General features: G+C 30.7%; 16 protein-coding genes. 12 read left to right on the forward strand and 4 right to left on the reverse strand.

Features of this window, described 5'->3' with window-relative positions; translation table 11 throughout:
* The first annotated feature begins 85 nt into the window (after window positions 1–85).
* Both ACREV6_RS25260 and ACREV6_RS25265 read left to right on the forward strand, forming a co-directional pair.
* Window positions 86–919, forward strand: a complete 834-nt coding sequence (locus ACREV6_RS25260) for a hypothetical protein (RefSeq protein WP_431580799.1) — start codon at window positions 86–88, stop codon at window positions 917–919.
* 29 nt (window positions 920–948) lie between these two features.
* Window positions 949–2,322: an MATE family efflux transporter gene (locus tag ACREV6_RS25265; RefSeq protein WP_431580800.1), complete on the forward strand. Its 1,374-nt coding sequence runs from the start codon at window positions 949–951 to the stop codon at window positions 2,320–2,322.
* 50 nt (window positions 2,323–2,372) lie between these two features.
* On the opposite strand, the gene ACREV6_RS25270 is transcribed toward ACREV6_RS25265, so the two are convergent.
* The 3 genes from ACREV6_RS25270 to ACREV6_RS25280 all read right to left on the reverse strand — a co-directional run bounded on the left by ACREV6_RS25270 (window position 2,373) and on the right by ACREV6_RS25280 (window position 4,571).
* Window positions 2,373–3,401, reverse strand: a complete 1,029-nt coding sequence (locus tag ACREV6_RS25270) for a branched-chain amino acid aminotransferase (protein WP_431580801.1) — start codon at window positions 3,399–3,401, stop codon at window positions 2,373–2,375.
* Between the two features lie 259 nt (window positions 3,402–3,660).
* The gene (locus tag ACREV6_RS25275) at window positions 3,661–3,804 is read right to left on the reverse strand and encodes a hypothetical protein (RefSeq protein WP_431580802.1); all 144 of its coding nucleotides are present in this window, start codon (window positions 3,802–3,804) and stop codon (window positions 3,661–3,663) included.
* 128 nt (window positions 3,805–3,932) lie between these two features.
* A complete protein-coding gene (locus ACREV6_RS25280) occupies window positions 3,933–4,571 on the reverse strand; it encodes a RusA family crossover junction endodeoxyribonuclease (RefSeq protein WP_431580803.1) in 639 nt (212 codons plus the stop codon).
* Between the two features lie 245 nt (window positions 4,572–4,816).
* Between ACREV6_RS25280 and tsaD the strand changes: the two genes are divergently transcribed.
* The gene (tsaD, locus tag ACREV6_RS25285; protein WP_431580804.1) at window positions 4,817–5,839 is read left to right on the forward strand and encodes a tRNA (adenosine(37)-N6)-threonylcarbamoyltransferase complex transferase subunit TsaD; all 1,023 of its coding nucleotides are present in this window, start codon (window positions 4,817–4,819) and stop codon (window positions 5,837–5,839) included.
* A gap of 9 nt (window positions 5,840–5,848) precedes the next feature.
* Here tsaD and ACREV6_RS25290 read toward each other — a convergent pair whose 3' ends face one another.
* Window positions 5,849–6,955 carry an AI-2E family transporter gene (locus tag ACREV6_RS25290; RefSeq protein WP_431580805.1) on the reverse strand — a complete coding sequence of 369 codons (1,107 nt, stop codon included), beginning with the start codon at window positions 6,953–6,955 and terminating at the stop codon, window positions 5,849–5,851.
* A 356-nt stretch (window positions 6,956–7,311) separates the two neighbouring features.
* Here ACREV6_RS25290 and ACREV6_RS25295 point away from each other — a divergent pair, with 356 nt between their 5' ends.
* The 9 genes from ACREV6_RS25295 (at window position 7,312) to ACREV6_RS25335 (ending at window position 19,749) form a co-directional block, all read left to right on the forward strand.
* Entirely contained in the window at window positions 7,312–7,935 is a 624-nt protein-coding gene (locus ACREV6_RS25295; RefSeq protein WP_431580806.1) for a TetR/AcrR family transcriptional regulator, read from the forward strand.
* 24 nt (window positions 7,936–7,959) lie between these two features.
* Window positions 7,960–10,059 (forward strand): efflux RND transporter permease subunit, encoded by a 2,100-nt coding sequence (locus ACREV6_RS25300; protein ID WP_431580807.1) that lies wholly within the window; start codon window positions 7,960–7,962, stop codon window positions 10,057–10,059.
* 104 nt (window positions 10,060–10,163) lie between these two features.
* The gene (locus ACREV6_RS25305) at window positions 10,164–12,491 is read left to right on the forward strand and encodes a hypothetical protein (protein ID WP_431580808.1); all 2,328 of its coding nucleotides are present in this window, start codon (window positions 10,164–10,166) and stop codon (window positions 12,489–12,491) included.
* 221 nt (window positions 12,492–12,712) lie between these two features.
* A complete protein-coding gene (locus tag ACREV6_RS25310; protein ID WP_431580809.1) occupies window positions 12,713–13,180 on the forward strand; it encodes a response regulator in 468 nt (155 codons plus the stop codon).
* Window positions 13,181–13,428: 248 nt separating this feature from the next.
* Window positions 13,429–15,456 (forward strand): urocanate hydratase, encoded by a 2,028-nt coding sequence (gene hutU / locus ACREV6_RS25315; RefSeq protein WP_431580810.1) that lies wholly within the window; start codon window positions 13,429–13,431, stop codon window positions 15,454–15,456.
* Between the two features lie 267 nt (window positions 15,457–15,723).
* Window positions 15,724–16,842, forward strand: coding sequence for a hypothetical protein (locus tag ACREV6_RS25320; RefSeq protein WP_431580811.1), 1,119 nt, complete (start codon window positions 15,724–15,726; stop codon window positions 16,840–16,842).
* A 127-nt stretch (window positions 16,843–16,969) separates the two neighbouring features.
* A complete protein-coding gene (locus ACREV6_RS25325) occupies window positions 16,970–17,401 on the forward strand; it encodes a hypothetical protein (protein ID WP_431580812.1) in 432 nt (143 codons plus the stop codon).
* 191 nt (window positions 17,402–17,592) lie between these two features.
* Window positions 17,593–18,453 (forward strand): formate/nitrite transporter family protein, encoded by an 861-nt coding sequence (locus ACREV6_RS25330; RefSeq protein ID WP_431580813.1) that lies wholly within the window; start codon window positions 17,593–17,595, stop codon window positions 18,451–18,453.
* 54 nt (window positions 18,454–18,507) lie between these two features.
* Window positions 18,508–19,749 carry a sensor domain-containing diguanylate cyclase gene (locus tag ACREV6_RS25335; protein WP_431580814.1) on the forward strand — a complete coding sequence of 414 codons (1,242 nt, stop codon included), beginning with the start codon at window positions 18,508–18,510 and terminating at the stop codon, window positions 19,747–19,749.
* Window positions 19,750–19,923: the final 174 nt, after the last annotated feature.

A 19,923-nucleotide genomic window follows, 5' to 3' on the forward strand; every position in this document is an offset into this window, starting at 1 on the left:
TATTTATATTGGTAAATACTAGAATTTATAATGGAGATAAGTTATTATATAGTTAGGTATAACTATATAAAGGGAGATGAAATTAATGAGGTTATTTGGGCCTACACATGAAGATGTATGGAAAATGCTTAGTGATGACATAGGAGCTGAATTTATTATTAAAGATTCAGTTTTTAAAAAGTATGAGGTTATAAAAAAATATAAGGATTGGGTTATCATTTTAGATACTTGTACTTCTAATGAGAGAAATAAGTCGGTATTTACCAGAGTTTATTGCGTATTTCCAAATAAATATGGTTTTAGATTTAAGGTATTTGGAGAGTATTTTAATAATTATTTTCCGAATTTTTTTGATATGCAGGATATAAAAGTGGATTATGATGATTTAAGTGATAAATTTGTTGTTAGAAGTAACAGTGAAGTGGCTATTAAAAGATTTTTACAAAAAAAGACTATTAGAGAATTAATAAACACGCAATCAGATATATTGTTGGAAATAGTAGGTGAAGAGGGACGCGAAGTTTCAGCCAGTACTAATAGTACACTTAGTGTTAAAATTGCTGGAATAATTAAAAATAATGAGGTTCTAAAAGAGTTATTTGAATTAATTGGAGAAAGTCTTTTAGAAATTGAAAATATAAGTAATGAGTTTGAAAATTTAAAGTTCAATAATTTTACTCATTTTGATGTAATCAAAAATAGTGTGAAAAACACTATACTTGAAAGTGACTCATATACTAAGCTTAGCAAAGACATAATTGATAATGTAAATAAGGTTATAGATAAAACAATTCATCACCATTCACATGTAAAAGATGCAGGCGGCAGGGACCTATTAGTAAGAAAAAAAATTACGAATAAAGAGGGAACTAATGAAATATCTTACACAGAAAATGGAGATAAACAAATAAAGAAATAATGAATTATGGCAACAAAAGGGGGGGCAACTTGGAGGATAAAGATAAAATCGACGATGCAAAAAAGGTGCGTAAAAAAATCTATTCCATGATTTTACCTATAACTATTGAAAACATTCTGCAGATGACAGCCGGATTTGTTTCTATGGCAATGATAGGGCGTATCGACGCTATTGCAATAGTAACTCTAGGACTTAGTGCAAGAATAACACAAATTATATGGGCATTATTTAAGGGGGTAACAACAGGTGGGGTTGTATTTGTAGCACAAGCCTATGGTTCAGGTAATTCTAAAAAGGTTAAGCATGTTATTCAACAAACATTATTATCTTCAATAATCTTAGTTTTTATGTTTCAGCAATTTGTCTTTTGGAAGGCGCCGCTATTACTGAAAATTTTCAACCCAAAACCAGACCTATTAGCTAATGCAGTAATATATTTAAAGATAGTATCTTGGGGCCTACCTTTTATGGCCATAATGCTTGTAGTGGCAGGGGTTTTGCAGGCTACAGGGAATGCCAAGACACCAATGAAAATAGCATTAATAATGAATTTAACTAATATTGTTTTTAGCTTTATACTTATATTTGGTAAGCTTGGTATACCTGCTTTGGGAATTAGAGGAGCTGCCATTGCTACAATAATTGCACAGTTTACTGGTGCTATGCTTGGTATTTATGTGTTATTTAATAAATCTGGTATATTGTATTCATTACTTAATAGAAAATTCTTTAAGTTAGACCTAATACAAATTAGTAAAGTATATAAAGTAGGAATGCCTACAGCCTTAGAGTCAATATTCTGGCAAATATCCGCTATAATTTTAACAAGAGTAATATTATCTTATGGTGAAGTAGCTATGGCATCTTACCAACTTGGACTTCAAGCTGAATCAATTTCGTTTATGCCAGCCATGGGATTTGGTGTGGCAGCAACAGCATTTATTGGTCAGGCCGTGGGAGCCAAAGATGCTATATTGGGGAGAAAATATATGAAGGAGTTACTTAAAGGCTCAGCTATGATTACTAGCATAAGTGCTTTTATATTAATATTTTTTCCAGGTTCAGTTATGAGACTTCTTACAAATGATGTGAAAATCATAGAAATGGGGGTAATATACCTAATAGTAATGGGACTAGTGCAACTTCCTCAAAACATTGCAGGGGTTTTTAATGGAGCTTTAAGAGGGGCCGGATATACAAAGGTGCCCATGATTGTAGCCGGTGTTGGAATTTGGGTAATAAGAATTCCTTTATCACTACTTTTAACATATAAATTTAATATGAGTATAAATGCTATATGGGTAGTTATGGGACTCGACTTAGTGGTGAGATTTGTTTTGAGCTTAACTTTATATAAAACAAGAGATATTTATAATAATGAATTGATTTTTAAGGAAAAATAATAAAAGGTTTACCAATATAAAAATTGGTAAACCTTTTATTATGCTAATTACTATTTTACTTCTACAATCCATCCTTTTGGAGCTTCTACGTCCCCAAATTGGATTCCATAAAGAGTATCGTAAAGTTTTGTAGTAATTGGACCTACTTCTGTCTCACTGTGGAAAACATGAAGTTCATTCTTATACTCAATACCACCGATAGGGGATATTACAGCAGCAGTACCACAGGCACCTGCTTCTTTAAACTCTGAAAGATTATTAATTAGAACATCTCTTTCTTCTGTTTTCAATCCTAAGTATTCTTTTGCAACGTGTAATAGTGAGTATTTAGTTATACTAGCAAGTATAGATGGTGATTTTGGAGTTACAAATACATCATCATTAGTAATTCCAAAGAAGTTTGCAGCACCAACCTCTTCAATTTTAGTATGAGTTGCAGGATCAAGATAGATACAGTCTGCAAATCCTTTTTCTACAGCTTGTACATGAGCTAAAAGACTTGCAGCATAATTTCCTCCAACTTTTGCAGCGCCAGTTCCATGTGGTGCTGCTCTATCAAATTCTTCTGAAATCATAAAGTTTACTGGAGACATTCCACCTTTGAAGTAAGCACCTACAGGGCAACAGAATATACCAAATAAAAATTCAGGTGCTGTTCTTACTCCAAGATTATCACCGATGCCTATGACATAAGGTCTTAGATAAAGTGTTGCACCAGTTCCATATGGTGGAACGAAAGCTTCGTTTGCTTTAACAACTTGAATACATGCATCAATAAATTTTTCAGCAGGTATTTCAGGCATAAGTATACGATTACAACTTCTATTGATACGTTTAGCATTTTCATCAGGTCTGAAAAGTTGAATTTTACCATCCTTTGTACGATAAGCTTTTAAGCCTTCGAAACATTGTTGGCCATAATGAATAGCTGTTGAAGCCTCGCTTATAGTAATGTTGTTATCTTCAACTAAATTTCCTGCGTCCCATTTTCCGTCTTTCCATATTGAAACATAACGTAAGTCTGTCTTCATGTAAGTGAAACCTAAATTATTCCAATCGATGTTAACATTTTTACTCATATGAACCCCCTACTATGTAATATTTTTTTAAATTAAAATATAATTTATATAAGGTTATTATAAAATATATTTTATTTAAAATTATTATAACATAAAATAGCGACGTGTCGTATTTATTATCAAATTTTAATAAATTAAATTCATTATATTTTTAAAATGAATAAAAAGTTGCAATAATAAAAAATTTTATCTATTATTGCAACTTTTTATTCGTTTTGTTGTCTTTAAAATAATTGTTTAATTATATTGTGATAAATTATCATTCTAATCCTTCAGGATTATTTTTTTTATCCTGCAATTTATTATTAGGAATATCATTTAAGGATTTAAAACTCGTACTGTTTTCCATGTTACTTATAGCTTCATTAACCTTTTTGTTTTTAGTTTTTTTATTTCTGTTCATGAGTGCTGTCTCCCTTCATATTTTGCGCTATTTATATTAATAGCATAGCCATATTTATTGGTATTATGTATATATAAAGAGGGACAGTTTATTCCATTTTATGATTTTTATAATAGAAGGACTTGCTTTTAAAATAATTTTTTGAAGCAGTTTTTGCAGAGTGAAGTTTTACCTTTATTTGCAGAAATACAGTTATCCTTTAATACTGATTTTCCACATACTTCACATATGAGCGTTGAGGAGCAGCTATTAACTACCACAGAACTTGATTTATTTGTTTTAGAGCCTATTGTTTTTTTCTTATTTGAAGGTGGATCATAATTAATAGGTTGATTCTTTTCTTTGTTTTCAACTATTGAGTAATTCATAGCATATGTACTTTCACCAAAAAGCTCTAATTCAAATCTAGGATTTTCTGTATCATAGAACTCCTCAATAATAAGTCTTGTAACTTGCGCATCATTTACTATAAGTCCACTTTTCTCTATACCATCAAAGATACTTTTTGTTATATTGTTTGTATCTGGATGTCTTTTTATACTTTTATAATATACCTTTAGAACAGCAATAAGAGATTCTGTTAAAAAAATATTGGGATTTTGAATTCTACATTGATAAGCAATTTCTTCTTCATATAAAGCGTATCTATCATGATATTTGCCGGAATTATAAGGTAAAATAGCTCTGCCATTCATGTTGAATAGTTTAAAATTAGATTTTGAAATAGGTGAGCCTTTTATTATTACCTTTGCATAGGTGTTACTCATATTTTCCCCCTAGGATCTATTTCCAATAGATGATAATTTTTAATTTTCTATGATATAATCACATATATAATTGTATCATAAAGTAGAGATACTTAGTGAGAACACTTAAAAAGTATATAAAAATTTGAAAAGCTAAACTCAATAAAGTATAATTAATTTGTGTTATTAATAGATATAAAAATTCTTAGAAGGTTTATGAATATAGATGAAAAATTATATAAACTATATTAAAGGTGGGTAAAATAATGGAAAAGAAGATTAAAATACTTGCAATAGAATCAAGTTGTGATGAGACAGCAGCAGCAGTGGTAGTTAATGGCCGCGAAATTCTATCGAATATTATTGCATCACAAATAGATATACATGAAAAATTTGGAGGCGTTGTCCCAGAAGTGGCCTCTAGAAAACATATAGAAGTAATAAGTGCTGTGGTTCAAGAGGCGTTAGATGAAGCTAAAGTTACATTAGATGATATAGATGCAATAGGAGTAACTTACGGGCCAGGGCTAGTGGGGGCATTACTTGTAGGTGTTCAATATGCGAAGGGGCTGGCATATGCAACTAATAAACCATTAATTGGAGTTAATCATATAGAAGGTCATATTAGTGCTAATTTTATTCAATATAAGGAGCTAGAGCCACCATTTGTATGTTTGGTAGCTTCAGGTGGGCATACATTTATTGTATATATGAAGGAGCATGGTGAGTTTGAAGTTATGGGGCAAACTAGAGATGATGCAGCAGGAGAAGCTTTTGATAAGGTGGCTCGTGCTATTGGACTTGGCTACCCTGGTGGACCTAAAATAGATAAAATATCAAAAGAAGGCAATGCAGATGCTATAAAATTTCCAAGAGCTAATTTTCATGACAATAGTTTAGATTTTTCGTTCAGTGGGGTTAAATCCTCTGTGCTTAATTACCTAAATAAAATGAATATGAAAAATGATGAGATTAATGTACCGGATGTTGCAGCATCTTTTCAAAAGGCAGTGGTTAATGTTTTGGTTCATAATGCCTTAGAGGCATGTGAAATAAAGGGTGTAGATAAAATAACAATAGCCGGTGGGGTAGCATCAAATTCTTGCCTTAGAGAAACTATGATAAAAGAAGGGCAAAAGAAAAATATAAAAGTTTTGTTTCCAGAAATGGTGCTTTGCACTGATAATGCAGCTATGATAGGAAGTGCGGCTTACTTTGAATTAATTAGAGGAAGAGTTTCCGGGCTAAAACTTAATGCAATACCAAACTTAAAACTTGGAGAAAGATAGGAAAGGATATTATAATTTAATATCCTTTTCTTCTAGTCTCCTATTAATAAATCTTTCAGCCAGTAGTATAACAATGGCCATGGTGGGTACTGCAAGGAACATTCCAAGAACCCCAAAGGTTCCACCACCTATGAGTATGGATAAGATAATAAGTAAGGGACTTAAACCAACAGATTTTCCAAGAATCTTTGGACCTAAATATAATCCATCAAATTGTTGGAGAATAATGATGAATAAAAGTACCCAAAAAGCTTTTACAGGGCTATCAAGTAGAGTAATAAAAAAAGCGGGAATCATTCCAATAAATGGTCCGAAATAAGGAATCATATTTGTAACTCCAACTATTAGGCTTATAAGTACAACATAAGGCATTTTTAAAATGCTAAGTCCTATAAAGCATATAAAACCTATAATGACAGAGTCAATAAATTTACCTATAACAAATCCTGAAAAAATAGAATTTGCTTCTTTACTAAATTTTAGTAAACCATCTGCATTTTCTTTTTTAAATATTGCATAAATCAGCCTCTTTATATTTAGTATTAAGCTTTCTTTATCTTTTAAAAGGTACAAGGAGACAACAAATCCCAGCAAAAACTTCATAAAAGAAGAGGTAAAGCCTACAGCTGTTAAGAAAGCAAAATTAATACCAGTATTTAGGTATCTAGTTATGTTGGACATGAATGTCGAGGTAGCCTCTTCTAAATATTTAGTTACACCATATTTATCAAGTAACTGAACCTTATCCATATTTTTAGAAACCCAAATTTGAGTTTTAGCTATGTATTGAGGAGTTGCATCTGTTAATTCACGAATACTTACACCTATATTGGGGGTTAGTATGGTGATACTAAAAAATGATATGCCTAAAACGCATACATATATAATAAGTAAAGTTAAAGCACGTTTTGTATGGAATTTTTTTTCAATGATAACCATTAGAGGGTTTAATAAGTAAGCAATACCGAATGCCCATATAAAGGAACTTATGTAGGATATAAAAACACTAAAGGCAGTTGTAAGTACTTCTATATCATTTACTACTCTTAATAAAATAAATGATAATAAAATTATAGGGATTAATTTTACATAAGGGATTTTTTTATCGTTAAACATATTTAATTCACTTCCTTAATTAATGATTGTTTTGGCAATAATACCATCAAATGATTATATCATAAATTATGTATATAAAAGGCATTTATAATAATTTTAAGGCTATCATAAGTTTATGGTGGTTATTTTTTTTGCTTATTGGGTGACAGCTAATAAATAATTGTATTGTAGGATTTGAATTTTATAAATATATTAAATTAATAATGATTAACCTTAATTAAAATACTCTAAATATTCATAATTTATTTACAATATAATTATTGACTAATGGTCATAAAAGCATATAATAAATAAGTGTAGAAAGTAAATGACCGTTGGTCACAATTTAGAACTAGGAGTAAGGTGGTAGATGTACTATGGAAAAAGATAAAAATATTAAAGAAAAACAAAGTAAATCAGAAATAAATAAGTCAAAAAAACAAAAGAGCCTATATGATGCAGCATATGAACTTTTTACAACTAAAGGAATTAATGACACAGCAATAAATGATATTGTAAAAAAAGCAGGCGTTGCTAAAGGAACTTTTTATCTTTATTTTAAAGATAAATATCACATTATTGATTTGATAGTTTTAAGAAAGAGTTCAAAAGTTTTAAAAGAGGCTATTGAAGTATCTATGGATAAGGAGTTTGAAGAATTTAATGATAAAGTAATTTTCTTGGTAGATTATATAATTGAGTATTTAAGGGAAGATAAAAAACTTTTAAGGCTTATATATAAAAATCTTTCTTGGGGCATCTATAGAAAGGTGATAGCGGAACCTTTGGAGTACGACGAAATGAAGGAAATTGCAAAAGTATTTATGGATAATATAGTGAGTGAGACCATGGATATAAGAGAAGCTGAAAAAACATTATTTATGATTATTGAACTAACGGGTTCGGTGTGCTACAGCTCAATTATTTTAGAGGAGCCTGATACTATAGACAATATGAAACCTATATTATTTAAAACTATTAAAAAAATATTACAAAATTAATTTTATAAGAAAGGGATGACCTAATTGAAAAAGTTCGGACATTTTATAGCAAAAAACAGGATAATGGTTTTAATTATATCCACATTACTCCTTATTCCATCCGTAATTGGAATGGTAAATACAAAAATAAATTATGATCTTTTAACCTATCTTCCACAAAGCCTTGACTCTATGAAGGGACAAAACATTTTAGATAAAACCTTCTCAAACGCAGCTACTTCAATGCTTATTATTGAAGATATGGAATCTAAGGATGTTTTAAAAATAAAAGCAAAGGTTGCAAAGGTTGAAGGTGTAGAAAAAATTATTTGGGTGGATGATATTTTAGATACTACTGTACCTAAGGAAATTTTGCCGGAAGAAATTAAAAGTTCTTTTTATAGTGGAAATTCTACTATGTTAATAATTAAATTTAAAGAATCCGCATCTTCAGAAACCACTCAAAATGGTATAACAAACATAAGGAAGGTAACAAATAAGCAGTGTTATGTAAGTGGTATATCTGCAATTGTAAAGGATACTAAAGATTTAGCTGATAAAGAAACACCATTTTATGTAATGATTGCAGTGGTATTATCAGTAATAGTTTTATCTTTAACAATGAAATCTGTTATAATTCCATTTATTTTCTTATTAGGTATAGGGTACGCCATATTATATAATATGGGAACAAATATATTCCTCGGACAAATTTCTTATGTAACAAAGGCATTAGCAGCAGTACTTCAACTTGGTGTAACTATGGATTATTCAATATTTTTACTTCATAGATATGATGAGGAAAGAGAACTTATGCCCAATGATCATATAGGAGCAATGGGAGATGCTATAGCAAATACCATGGTGGCTATATCAGGAAGCTCACTAACTACTATAGCAGGTTTCTTAGCATTATGTACCATGCAACTTGCATTAGGTAAGGATATTGGGATAGTAATGGCAAAGGGTGTTTTACTTGGAGTTATAACTACGGTAACAGTATTACCTGCATTTATTTTAATATTTGATAAACCTATTCATAGATTTAGTCACAAAACAATATTACCTGAATTTACTAAAACATCAAAGCTTGCTACTAAACACTATAAAATAATTACTATAGTATTTCTACTTGCATTTCTACCAGCTATTTATGGAAATAACCACACTAAGGTTTATTACAATTTAGATGAATCTCTACCAAAGAACTTAGATTCCATTATAGCAACAAATAAACTAAAGAAAGATTACAATATGACCTCAACACACTTTATTATAATAAATGATAAGCTTGAAACTAATAAAGTTAAGGAAATGGTAAAGAAAATAGAAAAGGTGGATGGAATTGAAAAGGTACTTGCATCAGATAAGTACTTAGGCCCACTTATTCCAGAAAGCTTTATCCCAGAAGATATTAAAGCCATGGTCCAAAAGGGTGGATATAAAATAATAATGGCAAATTCTAAATATAAGGCAGCTACAAGTGAAGAAACTGCTCAAATAGATCAAGTAATTAAAATTACAAAAGAATACGACCCGAAATCAATGGTTTCAGGAGAAGGAAATCTTACTAAGGATTTAACCGAAATAGCAGATGTAGACTTTAAACATGTAAGCATAGCATCTATTGGTGCAATATTTGTTATTATACTTTTAGTATTTGCATCTCTATCTGTACCGGTAATTCTGGTTTTAGCTATACAACTGGCAATATTTATAAATATGGCAATTTCATGTTATTCGGGTGCTGTTATACCATTTGTAGCATCTATAGTTATTGGAACTATACAACTTGGGGCCACAGTTGACTATGCAATATTACTGACTACAAGATTTAGAGAAGAAATGAGAAACGGATATGACAAAATGAAAGCTATGGAAATAGCAGTTCAGGGCTCAGCAAAATCTATTGTAACTAGTGCATTAACCTTTTTCGCAGCTACTGCTGGGGTAGCAATCATTTCTGAAATGGAAATGATAAGTTCGCTATGCACAATGATGGCAAGAGGAGCACTAATTAGTATGGTGATTATCCTGTTTGTTCTTCCATCTATACTAATAGTAAGTGAAAAATTAATAATAGCTACCAGTAGAAATTTTAAAACTAAAACAGGATCAAAAGCACAAGCAGAGTCAGAAAACTAAGAAGGATTTTTAATATGCTTGTGATTAGTAAGTAAAAGTAAATTTATAAATTTTATTAGCGCAATGATAAATTTAAAAGTTAAACTATAGGGAGATGTATTAACGTGAAAAATAAATGTATGTCAAAAAGATTATTAAGCGTAGTATTAATAGGCACATTAGTTATTCCAAATGCAACTTATGCTACTGAACTTGTTCAAAAGGATGAAACTGTTTATGTTACTTTAAATCAGCAAGGAAAAGTTAAAGAAAGAATAGTAAGTGATTGGATTCACTCTAATGAAAAAAATGTTGCAATTCAAGATAAATCTATATTAAAGGATATAAAAAATGTAAAGGGTGAAGAAAAACCCAGTGGTGTTGGTGAAAATCTAACTTGGAAGTTAGAGGGAAACGATGTTTATTATAGAGGAACTACTGATAAAAAGCTTCCTATAGATGTAAATGTTAAATACTCGCTTAACGGAAAGGAAATTAAGCCAGAGGAGTTAGTAGGAAAAAGTGGCCAGGTAAAAATCAATATAGATTATAAAAATAATGAAAGTCATATGGTAAATATTAAGGGAAAAAATAGAAAAATTTATACTCCATTTAGTACTGTAACTGTACTAGACTTGCCCATAGATAATTTTAAAAATGTAAAAATTAATAGTGGGAAAATGATAAATGATGGTAATAACCAAATAGTTACTTTTATTTGTCTTCCAGGGATGAAAGAAAGCTTAAATTTAGAAAAAAATACCTTAGATTTAAAAGAGAATTTAGAAATTACGGCTCAGGTAGAAAACTTTGAAATGGGACCTATAATGATAACGGGAACTCCAGAACTTCCTAATATGGATGAGTTTAAAAGTGCTTCATCGCTGCAAGATTTAATAAAAGGAATTAAGGACATAGAAGAGGCTAGTACTAAGCTAGCTGAGGGAACAGGAAAGTTATCTGAAAATCAAAAAGCTTTGGCTGATAAAATGGCGTTATTTAACGGGGGGGTAAATAAGCTGGGAGCTGCGTCTTTAGGATTAAATAATGGGATGATAAAGCTTGGTCAAGGTGTAGAGGCAGCACAAAGCGGTGCACAGCAGGTAGCAGGTGGATTAAAAACATTTGCTGCAGGTACTACAAGGTTCAGTATTGGAGCAGAGCAATTTGGAGTAGGTGCATTAGACTTTTCTACAAATTCAAAAGCTTTTGCTGAGGGTACAGCTAAGGTAGTTGATGGAACAGGTAAATTAGTTATAGCTTCTAAAGGAATCTCAGAGGGAGCAAGTAAGTTAGCAGAAGGAACTACTACAGTATCAGGAAAAATGGAATCATTAAGTCAAGGACTAGATACAATGGTGGATTCTACTGGATCGTTGCAGCAAGGTCAAAAGCAAGTAATAGATGGAACAGAGCAAAGCTTAAAAGGTATAGGTAAACTAAAAAAGGGTAAACAATTAGAGATAAAATCTACTGATACTTTAATATCAGGAATTGAAAAATTACAGGGGCTTGTTAGCCTTCTAGGGAAAATTCCTGGTACAGGTGAAATAGCAGGTATGTTTAATAGCGGATTAGAAAATGAAAAAGCAGGTCTTGTAGCTTTAAAGGATGGCGGCAATGAATTGTTGCAAGGATTAAATGAACTCGAAGGCGGAATAGAAAAAATTAAGGCTGGTTCAGGGCAAGTAAATACAGGCATGGGTAAGCTTCAACAAGGACAAAAAAATGCAGCCTCAGGGTCAAAAGAATTAGCCCTGGCTACAAAACAAATAGCAGATAAAACTGATGAATTAGCTAAAGGAGCAGGGCAACTTGCTAAGGGCGGAGAACAACTAAGTCCAGCAGCCGAAAATCTTAAAACAGGTAGTAAGGGCCTCATAGCTGGAGCAGACAAGTTAAATGCTGCTGCGTCCAGTCTAAGTTCAGGAACAAAAACAATGGGGGAAAGTACTCAAAAATTAGTAATAGGATCTCAAAGTGTTGCAGATGGCTTATTTAAACTAAATAATGATGGAATAAAACCATTGACACAAGGGACTGTAAAACTAAGTTCATCATTGGGAGAACTTTCATTAGGATCAGGAAAATTAAAAGAAGCTATAGATAAATTAGCAAATGGAAGTAAAGAGCTAGATGAAAATATGAAAAAGTTTGATAAAGATGGTATTCAAAAGATAAGTGGAGAAGTTGACAGTAAAATGGGAGATTTGCAAGACGTTATTGATGTGAAGGATGAACTTGTAAAAATATCTAATAATTATGGTGCATTTTCAGGTACAGGTGAAAAAATGGAGGGTAAAGTAAAATTCATTATGAAAACTGATGAAATAAAAGCAAAGGTTGTGGCAAATAAAGAAGATAAAAAAGCTGTAGAGATAAAAGAAGAAAAGAAGGGCTTTTTCACATGGGTAAAGAATTTATTTGGCAGTGATGATCAAGCAAGAAAATAATAATGAATTTTAAAACACAGATTGCGGATATGCATATCCGCAATCTGTGTTTTTTTATGCAAAAGAAATTGTAAAGTTTTAAATATAATGGTACACTTTTCTTAGATGCAATAGATGCTAAATAATTACTGATTTTATAACTCATATAAGATTATAAAAGTTTTTTATTTAGTGAAATAAATATTAAAAGAGTAATAAATATTTTGAATAGGAGAAAAAATATGTATAAAGTACTCTTAGTTAATGATTGTAAATTTGAAAATTTTATTATGAGGGACATGCTTATAAATTTAGGCTATGAGGTTATCATCAGTAATGAATTTAATGCAGTTAGGGATGCAGGGGAGTTAAGCTGTAACTTTATTATAGCAAATTTTATTATGAAAGAAAAAACAGGTGATAAAGTACTGGAGCAAATAAAAGAAATGTATCCTGAAACAAAGTGTATTTTATCCTCAAGTAATGATATTAAAATAGAGGATTTTAATAATAGCTCAATAGATGGGGTTATACATACGCCAGTAACTAAAGAAAAATTGAGGAAAATTATGGGCGAAAATAGATCATTATTAAATAAACACAGTAAACATATGAAGCCCTTATTCTGTACATACTGTGGCGAAAAAATGGACGATGACGATAAACTTTCGAAATTTTGTAAATATTGTGGGGAAAAATATAAATTTTAGTTGACGAGTATATGAATAAAATAGGAGTAACAATTATTAATTGTTACTCCTATTTTATTCATACTCTCATTATTTATAGTAATGTAGCATAATGAAGTATTAACGTGTAAACAATATTTAATGGCTATTTATAGTGGAAAATTGAAGGGATATATAAAAAAGTGCAGAATATATTAAATATGAAGAAAATAATAAAATTTTCATTAATTACATAACACAATAGTGTTAAAACATAGGAGGGCACATATATGATTAATAATTTTGATATTGAACAGGCTATGACTATTAAAATAGATGATGAACTACCAAGTATGCCTGAGTTTGCAGCGGGAATAAGAAGAGCACCAGACAGAGGATTTACGCTTACCAAGAATCAGACAGAGCTTGCTCTTAAAAATGCACTTCGGTATATTCCCGAAAAATATCATGCAAAGCTTGCACCGGAGTTTATGGAAGAGTTAATTACAAAAGGAAGAATATATGGATACCGTTATAGACCACAAGGTAGAATTTATGGAAAACCTATAAATGAATATAATGGTAATTGCTTAGAAGGCAAAGCTTTTCAAGTAATGATTGAAAATAATCTAGACTCAGACATAGCACTATATCCTTATGAATTAGTGACCTATGGTGAAACAGGACAGGTGTGTCAAAATTGGATGCAGTATAGACTGATAAAAAAATATCTAGAAAATTTAACGGAGGATCAAACCCTTGTACTAGAGTCAGGACATCCACTTGGACTTTTCAAATCATCACCTCAATCACCAAGAGTTATTATAACTAATGGGCTTATGATAGGAATGTTTGATAATCCAAAGGATTGGCATGTAGCAACCCAACTTGGAGTTGCAAACTACGGCCAAATGACAGCAGGAGGATGGATGTATATTGGACCACAAGGGATAGTACATGGTACATTTAACACCTTACTTAATGCAGGAAGATTGAAACTTGGAATACCAGACGATGGGGATTTAAGAGGTAGAACATTTATAACTTCTGGACTTGGTGGAATGAGTGGAGCTCAACCTAAAGCTATAGAAATTGCAAATGGCATTGGAATTATAGCAGAAGTTGATTATTCAAGAATTAAAACAAGACTAGATCAAGGCTGGGTAAATATTGCCTCAGATAATCTTCAAGATATATTTAAAATTGTGCAAGAAAAAATAGAGAAAAAAGAGTGTATATCTATTGCTTATCACGGAAATATAGTGGATTTACTTCAATATGTAGTAGATAATAATATAAAGATAGATTTACTATCAGACCAAACCTCTTGTCATGCACCATATGATGGAGGATATGCACCGCAAGGGGTTACCTTTGAGGAGAGAACCAGGTTATTAAAAGAAGATAGAGATAAATTTACAAAGTTAGTTGATAAAACCTTGATTAAACATTTTGAGTTAATTAAGAAAATGGTAGCTACAGGAACATATTTCTTTGATTATGGGAATTCATTTATGAAAGCTGTTTATGATGCAGGCGCTATAGAAATATCTAAGAATGGTGTAGATGAGAAAGATGGATTTATATTCCCATCTTATGTAGAAGATATAATGGGACCAATGCTTTTCGACTACGGTTATGGTCCTTTTAGATGGGTTTGCTTAAGCGGGAATCATGATGATTTAGTAAAGACTGATAAAGCGGCTATGGGATGTATTGATCCAACTAGACGTGGCCAGGACAGAGATAATTATATATGGATAAGAGATGCAGAAAAGAATAAATTGGTAGTTGGAACCCAGGCTAGAATACTTTATCAAGATGCACAAGGGAGAATAGATATTGCCTTGAAGTTTAATGATATGGTTAGGTCTGGTGAGGTTGGACCTATAATGCTGGGCCGTGATCATCATGATGTTAGTGGAACTGATTCCCCATTTAGAGAAACTTCTAATATAAAAGATGGTAGCAATGTGATGGCAGACATGGCAGTTCAATGTTTTGCAGGAAATGCTGCCAGAGGTATGAGTTTAATTGCTCTTCATAATGGTGGAGGGGTAGGTATAGGTAAGTCTATTAATGGCGGTTTTGGCCTTGTACTTGATGGCAGTGACAGAATAGATAGTATTATAAAGTCATCTATGGCTTGGGATGTTATGGGTGGAGTGGCTAGGCGTGCTTGGGCTAGAAATCCACACTCAATAGAAACCAGCATAGATTACAATAAGAAAAATGCTAACGTTGATCATATTACATTGCCATACCTAACAGATGATGCAATTATTTCAAAAGCAATAGAAAAAGTTTTTAATAAATAAAAATAAGATTTTAACAAATATAGAAAAGGCATAAGTTTAATTTAAACTTATGCCTTTTTTTACTAATAAATACATTATTAATATTTATAAAAAATGAAGGAATGCAAGGGGGATATAAGTGGTGTCTAAATGAAAATTTTAACATATAGAAATTGTGTTAAATATAAAACATTCTAGTTGATACACTAGTATAAGTGGGGTATAATGGTCTAAGTTTCAATGATTTAAAATAGTAATTATTCTTATGTCTGTAAGAGGAGTAAAATTATGACTATCCATGAGAAAAAAATAAATAAAAATTTCAAGCTATTCATTATTGCTTTGTGTTTAGTCTTAAGCATATTTGCTTTAATGGCAGGCCCAAATAAAATATGGAAGATTATTAAAAATACAAGTGAAAATGAAGAAGTTATACCCAATAAAAATACTGAAGTTAAGAATGAAGAAAAAATTGTAGTCAATAGTAAAATAACAAAGATAGCATTTGTAAAGAATAACAATGTTTATCTTTATGATGAAATAAAGCAGCAAATTAAATCCATAGGTGATGATTCAAAATCCAAGGACATATTAAAACTTTCTCCGGATAAAACAAAAATAGTATTTAGATATTTTAATGAAAAAAAAGCAACATATCCTCCACATATAGTTATTTACGATATAAAAACTGAAAGTCTAACAGATATTGTTATAGATAATAAAAACGTCCAACAAATTATTGACATGAAATGGATAGATAATGTGAATATTTTAGTAACAGGGCACATTAATCCTTCAGTTTCAGGATACGCAGTATATAATATAAAAAGCAAAGCAGAGTTACTATCTTGTGTGGGTACTATAAGAGATGTTGCTATAAACAAAAAAAATATTCTTTATAGCAATACACCACATATATTTCCAGCGCCAAAAGCTAATTTATTCCTTAATGGTATTAAGATTTTTGAGTCGAGTAAGGATAAAGAAGAAATATTCGATGCTGTTATATCTAAGGATGCTAAAATGATTGCATTCAGAAGTTCGGTGAAAAATGCAAATGCAGTGGATCCAAAGGGGCAAGTAAGTGGTTATCTTAATATAGCTAAGATTAATAGTGATAATAATTCAATAAGCAATTTAAAAAGTATAAGTATAAGTAGTGATACAACTGGAGATATGGAATTTGATGATAAAAATAATATAAGTATTATAGGTAATGAATTTATATACAAATTAAAAGCTGATAAGCTTATTAAGGTGGAGAATTCTTCGCCAAAGAAACTAGAACCTTCTAATCAACAGATTATAAAATTCAAACAAGTTTTGGCTAGAATATTCCCTGAAGATGCTATTTCAGAAGGAACATTATTAGAGGATGTTGATGTAAACAGCATAGAACCTTTTTAAATTTTAAAAAAATATAACAGTATAGATTAATTTTGTGTTATACATATGAAATATTGTTAACAAATATTTAAAAATTTGGTATAATAACCTTAAGAGTTTTGGAAAAAAATATGGAAGAAGGGTTATTATGAAAAAGAATAATACTAATAGGGCTTTAAACACAAAAGCCCATGTAAAGTCTAAGCCAAAGTATATACCAAAATCAATACCAAAATTAATAGGTAGCAAATTGGGGATGTTACTGGGCGGTATCATACCATTAGCTGCATTGATAGGTTACGCTATGGATATGAACTTTTTTTCTATTACAAGAATTTTATCAGCTTTTGTTCTACTTATAAGTATAGCTGCTTATTTAAAAGATGAGGTCATTTACCCTAATCCTAAAGCAATACAACATGATAATGCATTAACCACTAAAAAAAATGGAGTAAACAAAAAGTATAGCAAAAACTCTTTTTTTTCACTAAAGAAAGGAACAGTTCAAGTGGTATTATCCATGATAATAATTATATTATGCACTTATTTAGGACAAGTTATATATAATGCTATTAGATAGTTCTTAGTAAGGGCACATTCAAATTTAATAGATACTAGGGCGTAAATAAGCGAAGTTCATTTTGCTTTTTTGTGCCTTTATTTTATGCTAAATATTGTTAATAAAATAACAAAAATTATTAATATTGCAGCATCGAAGATTTAAAAGAAATATTATAAAATAACTGAAATTTAACGAAGGAGATTAATAATATGGAGAAACCAATGTTAAGCCCAAAGGAAGTATGTAACTATGTAGAATCCATTGGAATGCAAAAGGCAAATAATAAATTCATTCAAACACTTATTCTCGGAATATTGGCAGGGGCATTTATAGCTATTGGAGGATTTTCAGCAGCAATGGCATCTCATAGTATAGAAAATGTAGGCTTAGCGAAACTTGTTTCTGGAATAATATTTCCAGTAGGACTTATGCTTGTTATAATTTGCGGTGCTGAACTTTTTACTGGAAACTGTCTACTTACTGTAGCTTACGCTCAAAAGAAAATAACATTAAAAAAAATGCTTAAAAATTGGACAATAGTATATTTTGCAAATTTCCTTGGTGCATTTATTATCGTGGGTTTAATATATTATAGTGGGTTGTTAAGCACAAATGGAGGCAAATTTGGTGGATATGTAATAAAGGTAGCAGCTTATAAATGTGGACTAACGTTTACTCAAGCTTTTACAAGTGGAATACTTTGTAATTTTGTAGTATCATTGGCGGTTTGGGGATCCTATGCAGCAAAGGATGTAGTTTCCAAGGTGTTTATTTCTTTCTTCCCAATAATGGCATTTGTTATTGCAGGTTTTGAACACAGTGTTGCAAATATGTACTATCTCTTATTAGGTTTATTTGCAAAAGTTAATCCCACTTATGTAGAATTATCTCATCAAAGTGCAGAAAAAGTAGCAAATATTAATTTTGTACATATAGCTCAAAATTTGATTCCTGCAACACTGGGGAATATAGTCGGGGGCGGTATTTTTGTAGGAATAGCTTATTGGTTAATATTTAATAAAGCAGATTTAAAAGATGTTGACACTAAATATAAAAAAGTAGCTGCATAAAATTAATTCCAGGTGATGATTTAAGTTGATAGAAAAATTAAAGGGAGTTATGGTATGGTGAAAAAAATTAAATTGCTACTATTATTTGCAACTTGTATTTTCATACTATATTCTAAGAATGAATATGCAATAGATATTATGTTCATAGTGGTGATACTGCTATTAATTTTAAATAATTTTAAATTAAGACGTGCAAAAGATGCATTGCAGAAAAGTGAAGAAACCATCCTTGGAGTTATGCTAGATATTACAGAAGCTAAGATGTTCGAAGAAAAAATAAGTAAATTATTACAGCTAAATCAAGCTATGCTTGAAGTGAGCCAATCTATTATTTGCGTAAATAACATAAATGAGTTATTTGAATTGATATTAGAAAAAGCAATAGGTATTATTGAAAATTCAGAATTTGGAAGTGTTTTGATTTTGAATGAAAATGGAATATTAAAGATTGCTGTATCAAAAGGTTATGATATTGACTCAGCAAATAATTTTAGTATACCCTTAGAAAAATCCTTCCCGTGGATAAAAACAAAGGGAAATATAGAAAAAACAATTATTATTAATGATATTGATGAATTACAAGAGGTTGATTTAGTAAACGTTTGTAAAAGTAAAGATCCTTGGGATATAAAGTCATGTATCAGTGCACCTATCATAATTGAAAACAAACTTTATGGAATGGTTAATGTAGATAGCAAGTGCACTGATGTATTTAGTGAGGAAGACTTAGTAAGTATGGAGCACCTCAGAAGTCAAGTTGAAATAGCTATTAGTAAACACAAACTATACGAGCAAACAATCTATTTATCTAGGTATGATAAGCTAACTAATATATACAATAGAAGATATTTTGAAGAAATTTTTGATTCATACTTTAACAGTGCACTTAGTTATAATGAGGAATTTGAGCTAGTTATTTTTGACTTAAATGGACTGAAGGTTGTTAATGATACATATGGACATTTAGCTGGGGATATGTATATTAAAACTTTCACTAATTATTTAATTGTTAATGCAGGCGCAACAGATATTTTGGCTAGATATGGTGGGGACGAATTTATTGCTGTATATAAGGGTATAGATTCAGAAAACTTAAATATAAAACTTCAACAATTATTTGAACAACTAAAAAACAGCCCATTTAGCTTCGAAGGAAATGAAATCGTTTGTAGTTTTAGCTATGGTATTGCAAGATTCCCGAAGGAAGCGCAAAGTTATCATCAGTTGGTAAAACTCGCTGATGATAGGATGTATGGGTATAAGAAAGCAGTAAAGGGAAAAACAAAAATTAAATAAGAGAATGTTTGTGTATAAACAATAAAACAGAATATTTGTATTAAAGTCCTACTTTGTGTTAAAGTAGGGCTTTAAGTTTTTAATCACAATCTACAACACAACAAAAAGATATAATGTTTGTAAATAAACAAACAATAATTAAAATGGTTTACAAAAATAACGGAAAGTATTATA

Origin of the sequence: Clostridium sp. (assembly GCF_050717515.1) — a bacterium.
Taxonomy (GTDB): Bacteria; Bacillota; Clostridia; order Clostridiales; family Clostridiaceae; genus Clostridium_AD.

Excerpts from the sequence above, each read along its gene's own strand:
- ACREV6_RS25330 (WP_431580813.1), top strand. The coding sequence starts at position 17,593 with ATGGAGAAACCAATGTTAAGCCCAAAGGAAGTATGTAACTATGTAGAA.
- ACREV6_RS25325 (WP_431580812.1), top strand. The coding sequence starts at position 16,970 with ATGAAAAAGAATAATACTAATAGGGCTTTAAACACAAAAGCCCATGTA.
- ACREV6_RS25275 (WP_431580802.1), bottom strand. The coding sequence starts at position 3,804 with ATGAACAGAAATAAAAAAACTAAAAACAAAAAGGTTAATGAAGCTATA.
- ACREV6_RS25295 (WP_431580806.1), top strand. The coding sequence starts at position 7,312 with ATGGAAAAAGATAAAAATATTAAAGAAAAACAAAGTAAATCAGAAATA.
- tsaD (WP_431580804.1), top strand. The coding sequence starts at position 4,817 with ATGGAAAAGAAGATTAAAATACTTGCAATAGAATCAAGTTGTGATGAG.
- ACREV6_RS25270 (WP_431580801.1), bottom strand. The coding sequence starts at position 3,401 with ATGAGTAAAAATGTTAACATCGATTGGAATAATTTAGGTTTCACTTAC.
- ACREV6_RS25310 (WP_431580809.1), top strand. The coding sequence starts at position 12,713 with ATGTATAAAGTACTCTTAGTTAATGATTGTAAATTTGAAAATTTTATT.
- ACREV6_RS25320 (WP_431580811.1), top strand. The coding sequence starts at position 15,724 with ATGACTATCCATGAGAAAAAAATAAATAAAAATTTCAAGCTATTCATT.
- hutU (WP_431580810.1), top strand. The coding sequence starts at position 13,429 with ATGATTAATAATTTTGATATTGAACAGGCTATGACTATTAAAATAGAT.
- ACREV6_RS25290 (WP_431580805.1), bottom strand. The coding sequence starts at position 6,955 with ATGTTTAACGATAAAAAAATCCCTTATGTAAAATTAATCCCTATAATT.
- ACREV6_RS25335 (WP_431580814.1), top strand. The coding sequence starts at position 18,508 with ATGGTGAAAAAAATTAAATTGCTACTATTATTTGCAACTTGTATTTTC.
- ACREV6_RS25280 (WP_431580803.1), bottom strand. The coding sequence starts at position 4,571 with ATGAGTAACACCTATGCAAAGGTAATAATAAAAGGCTCACCTATTTCA.
- ACREV6_RS25260 (WP_431580799.1), top strand. The coding sequence starts at position 86 with ATGAGGTTATTTGGGCCTACACATGAAGATGTATGGAAAATGCTTAGT.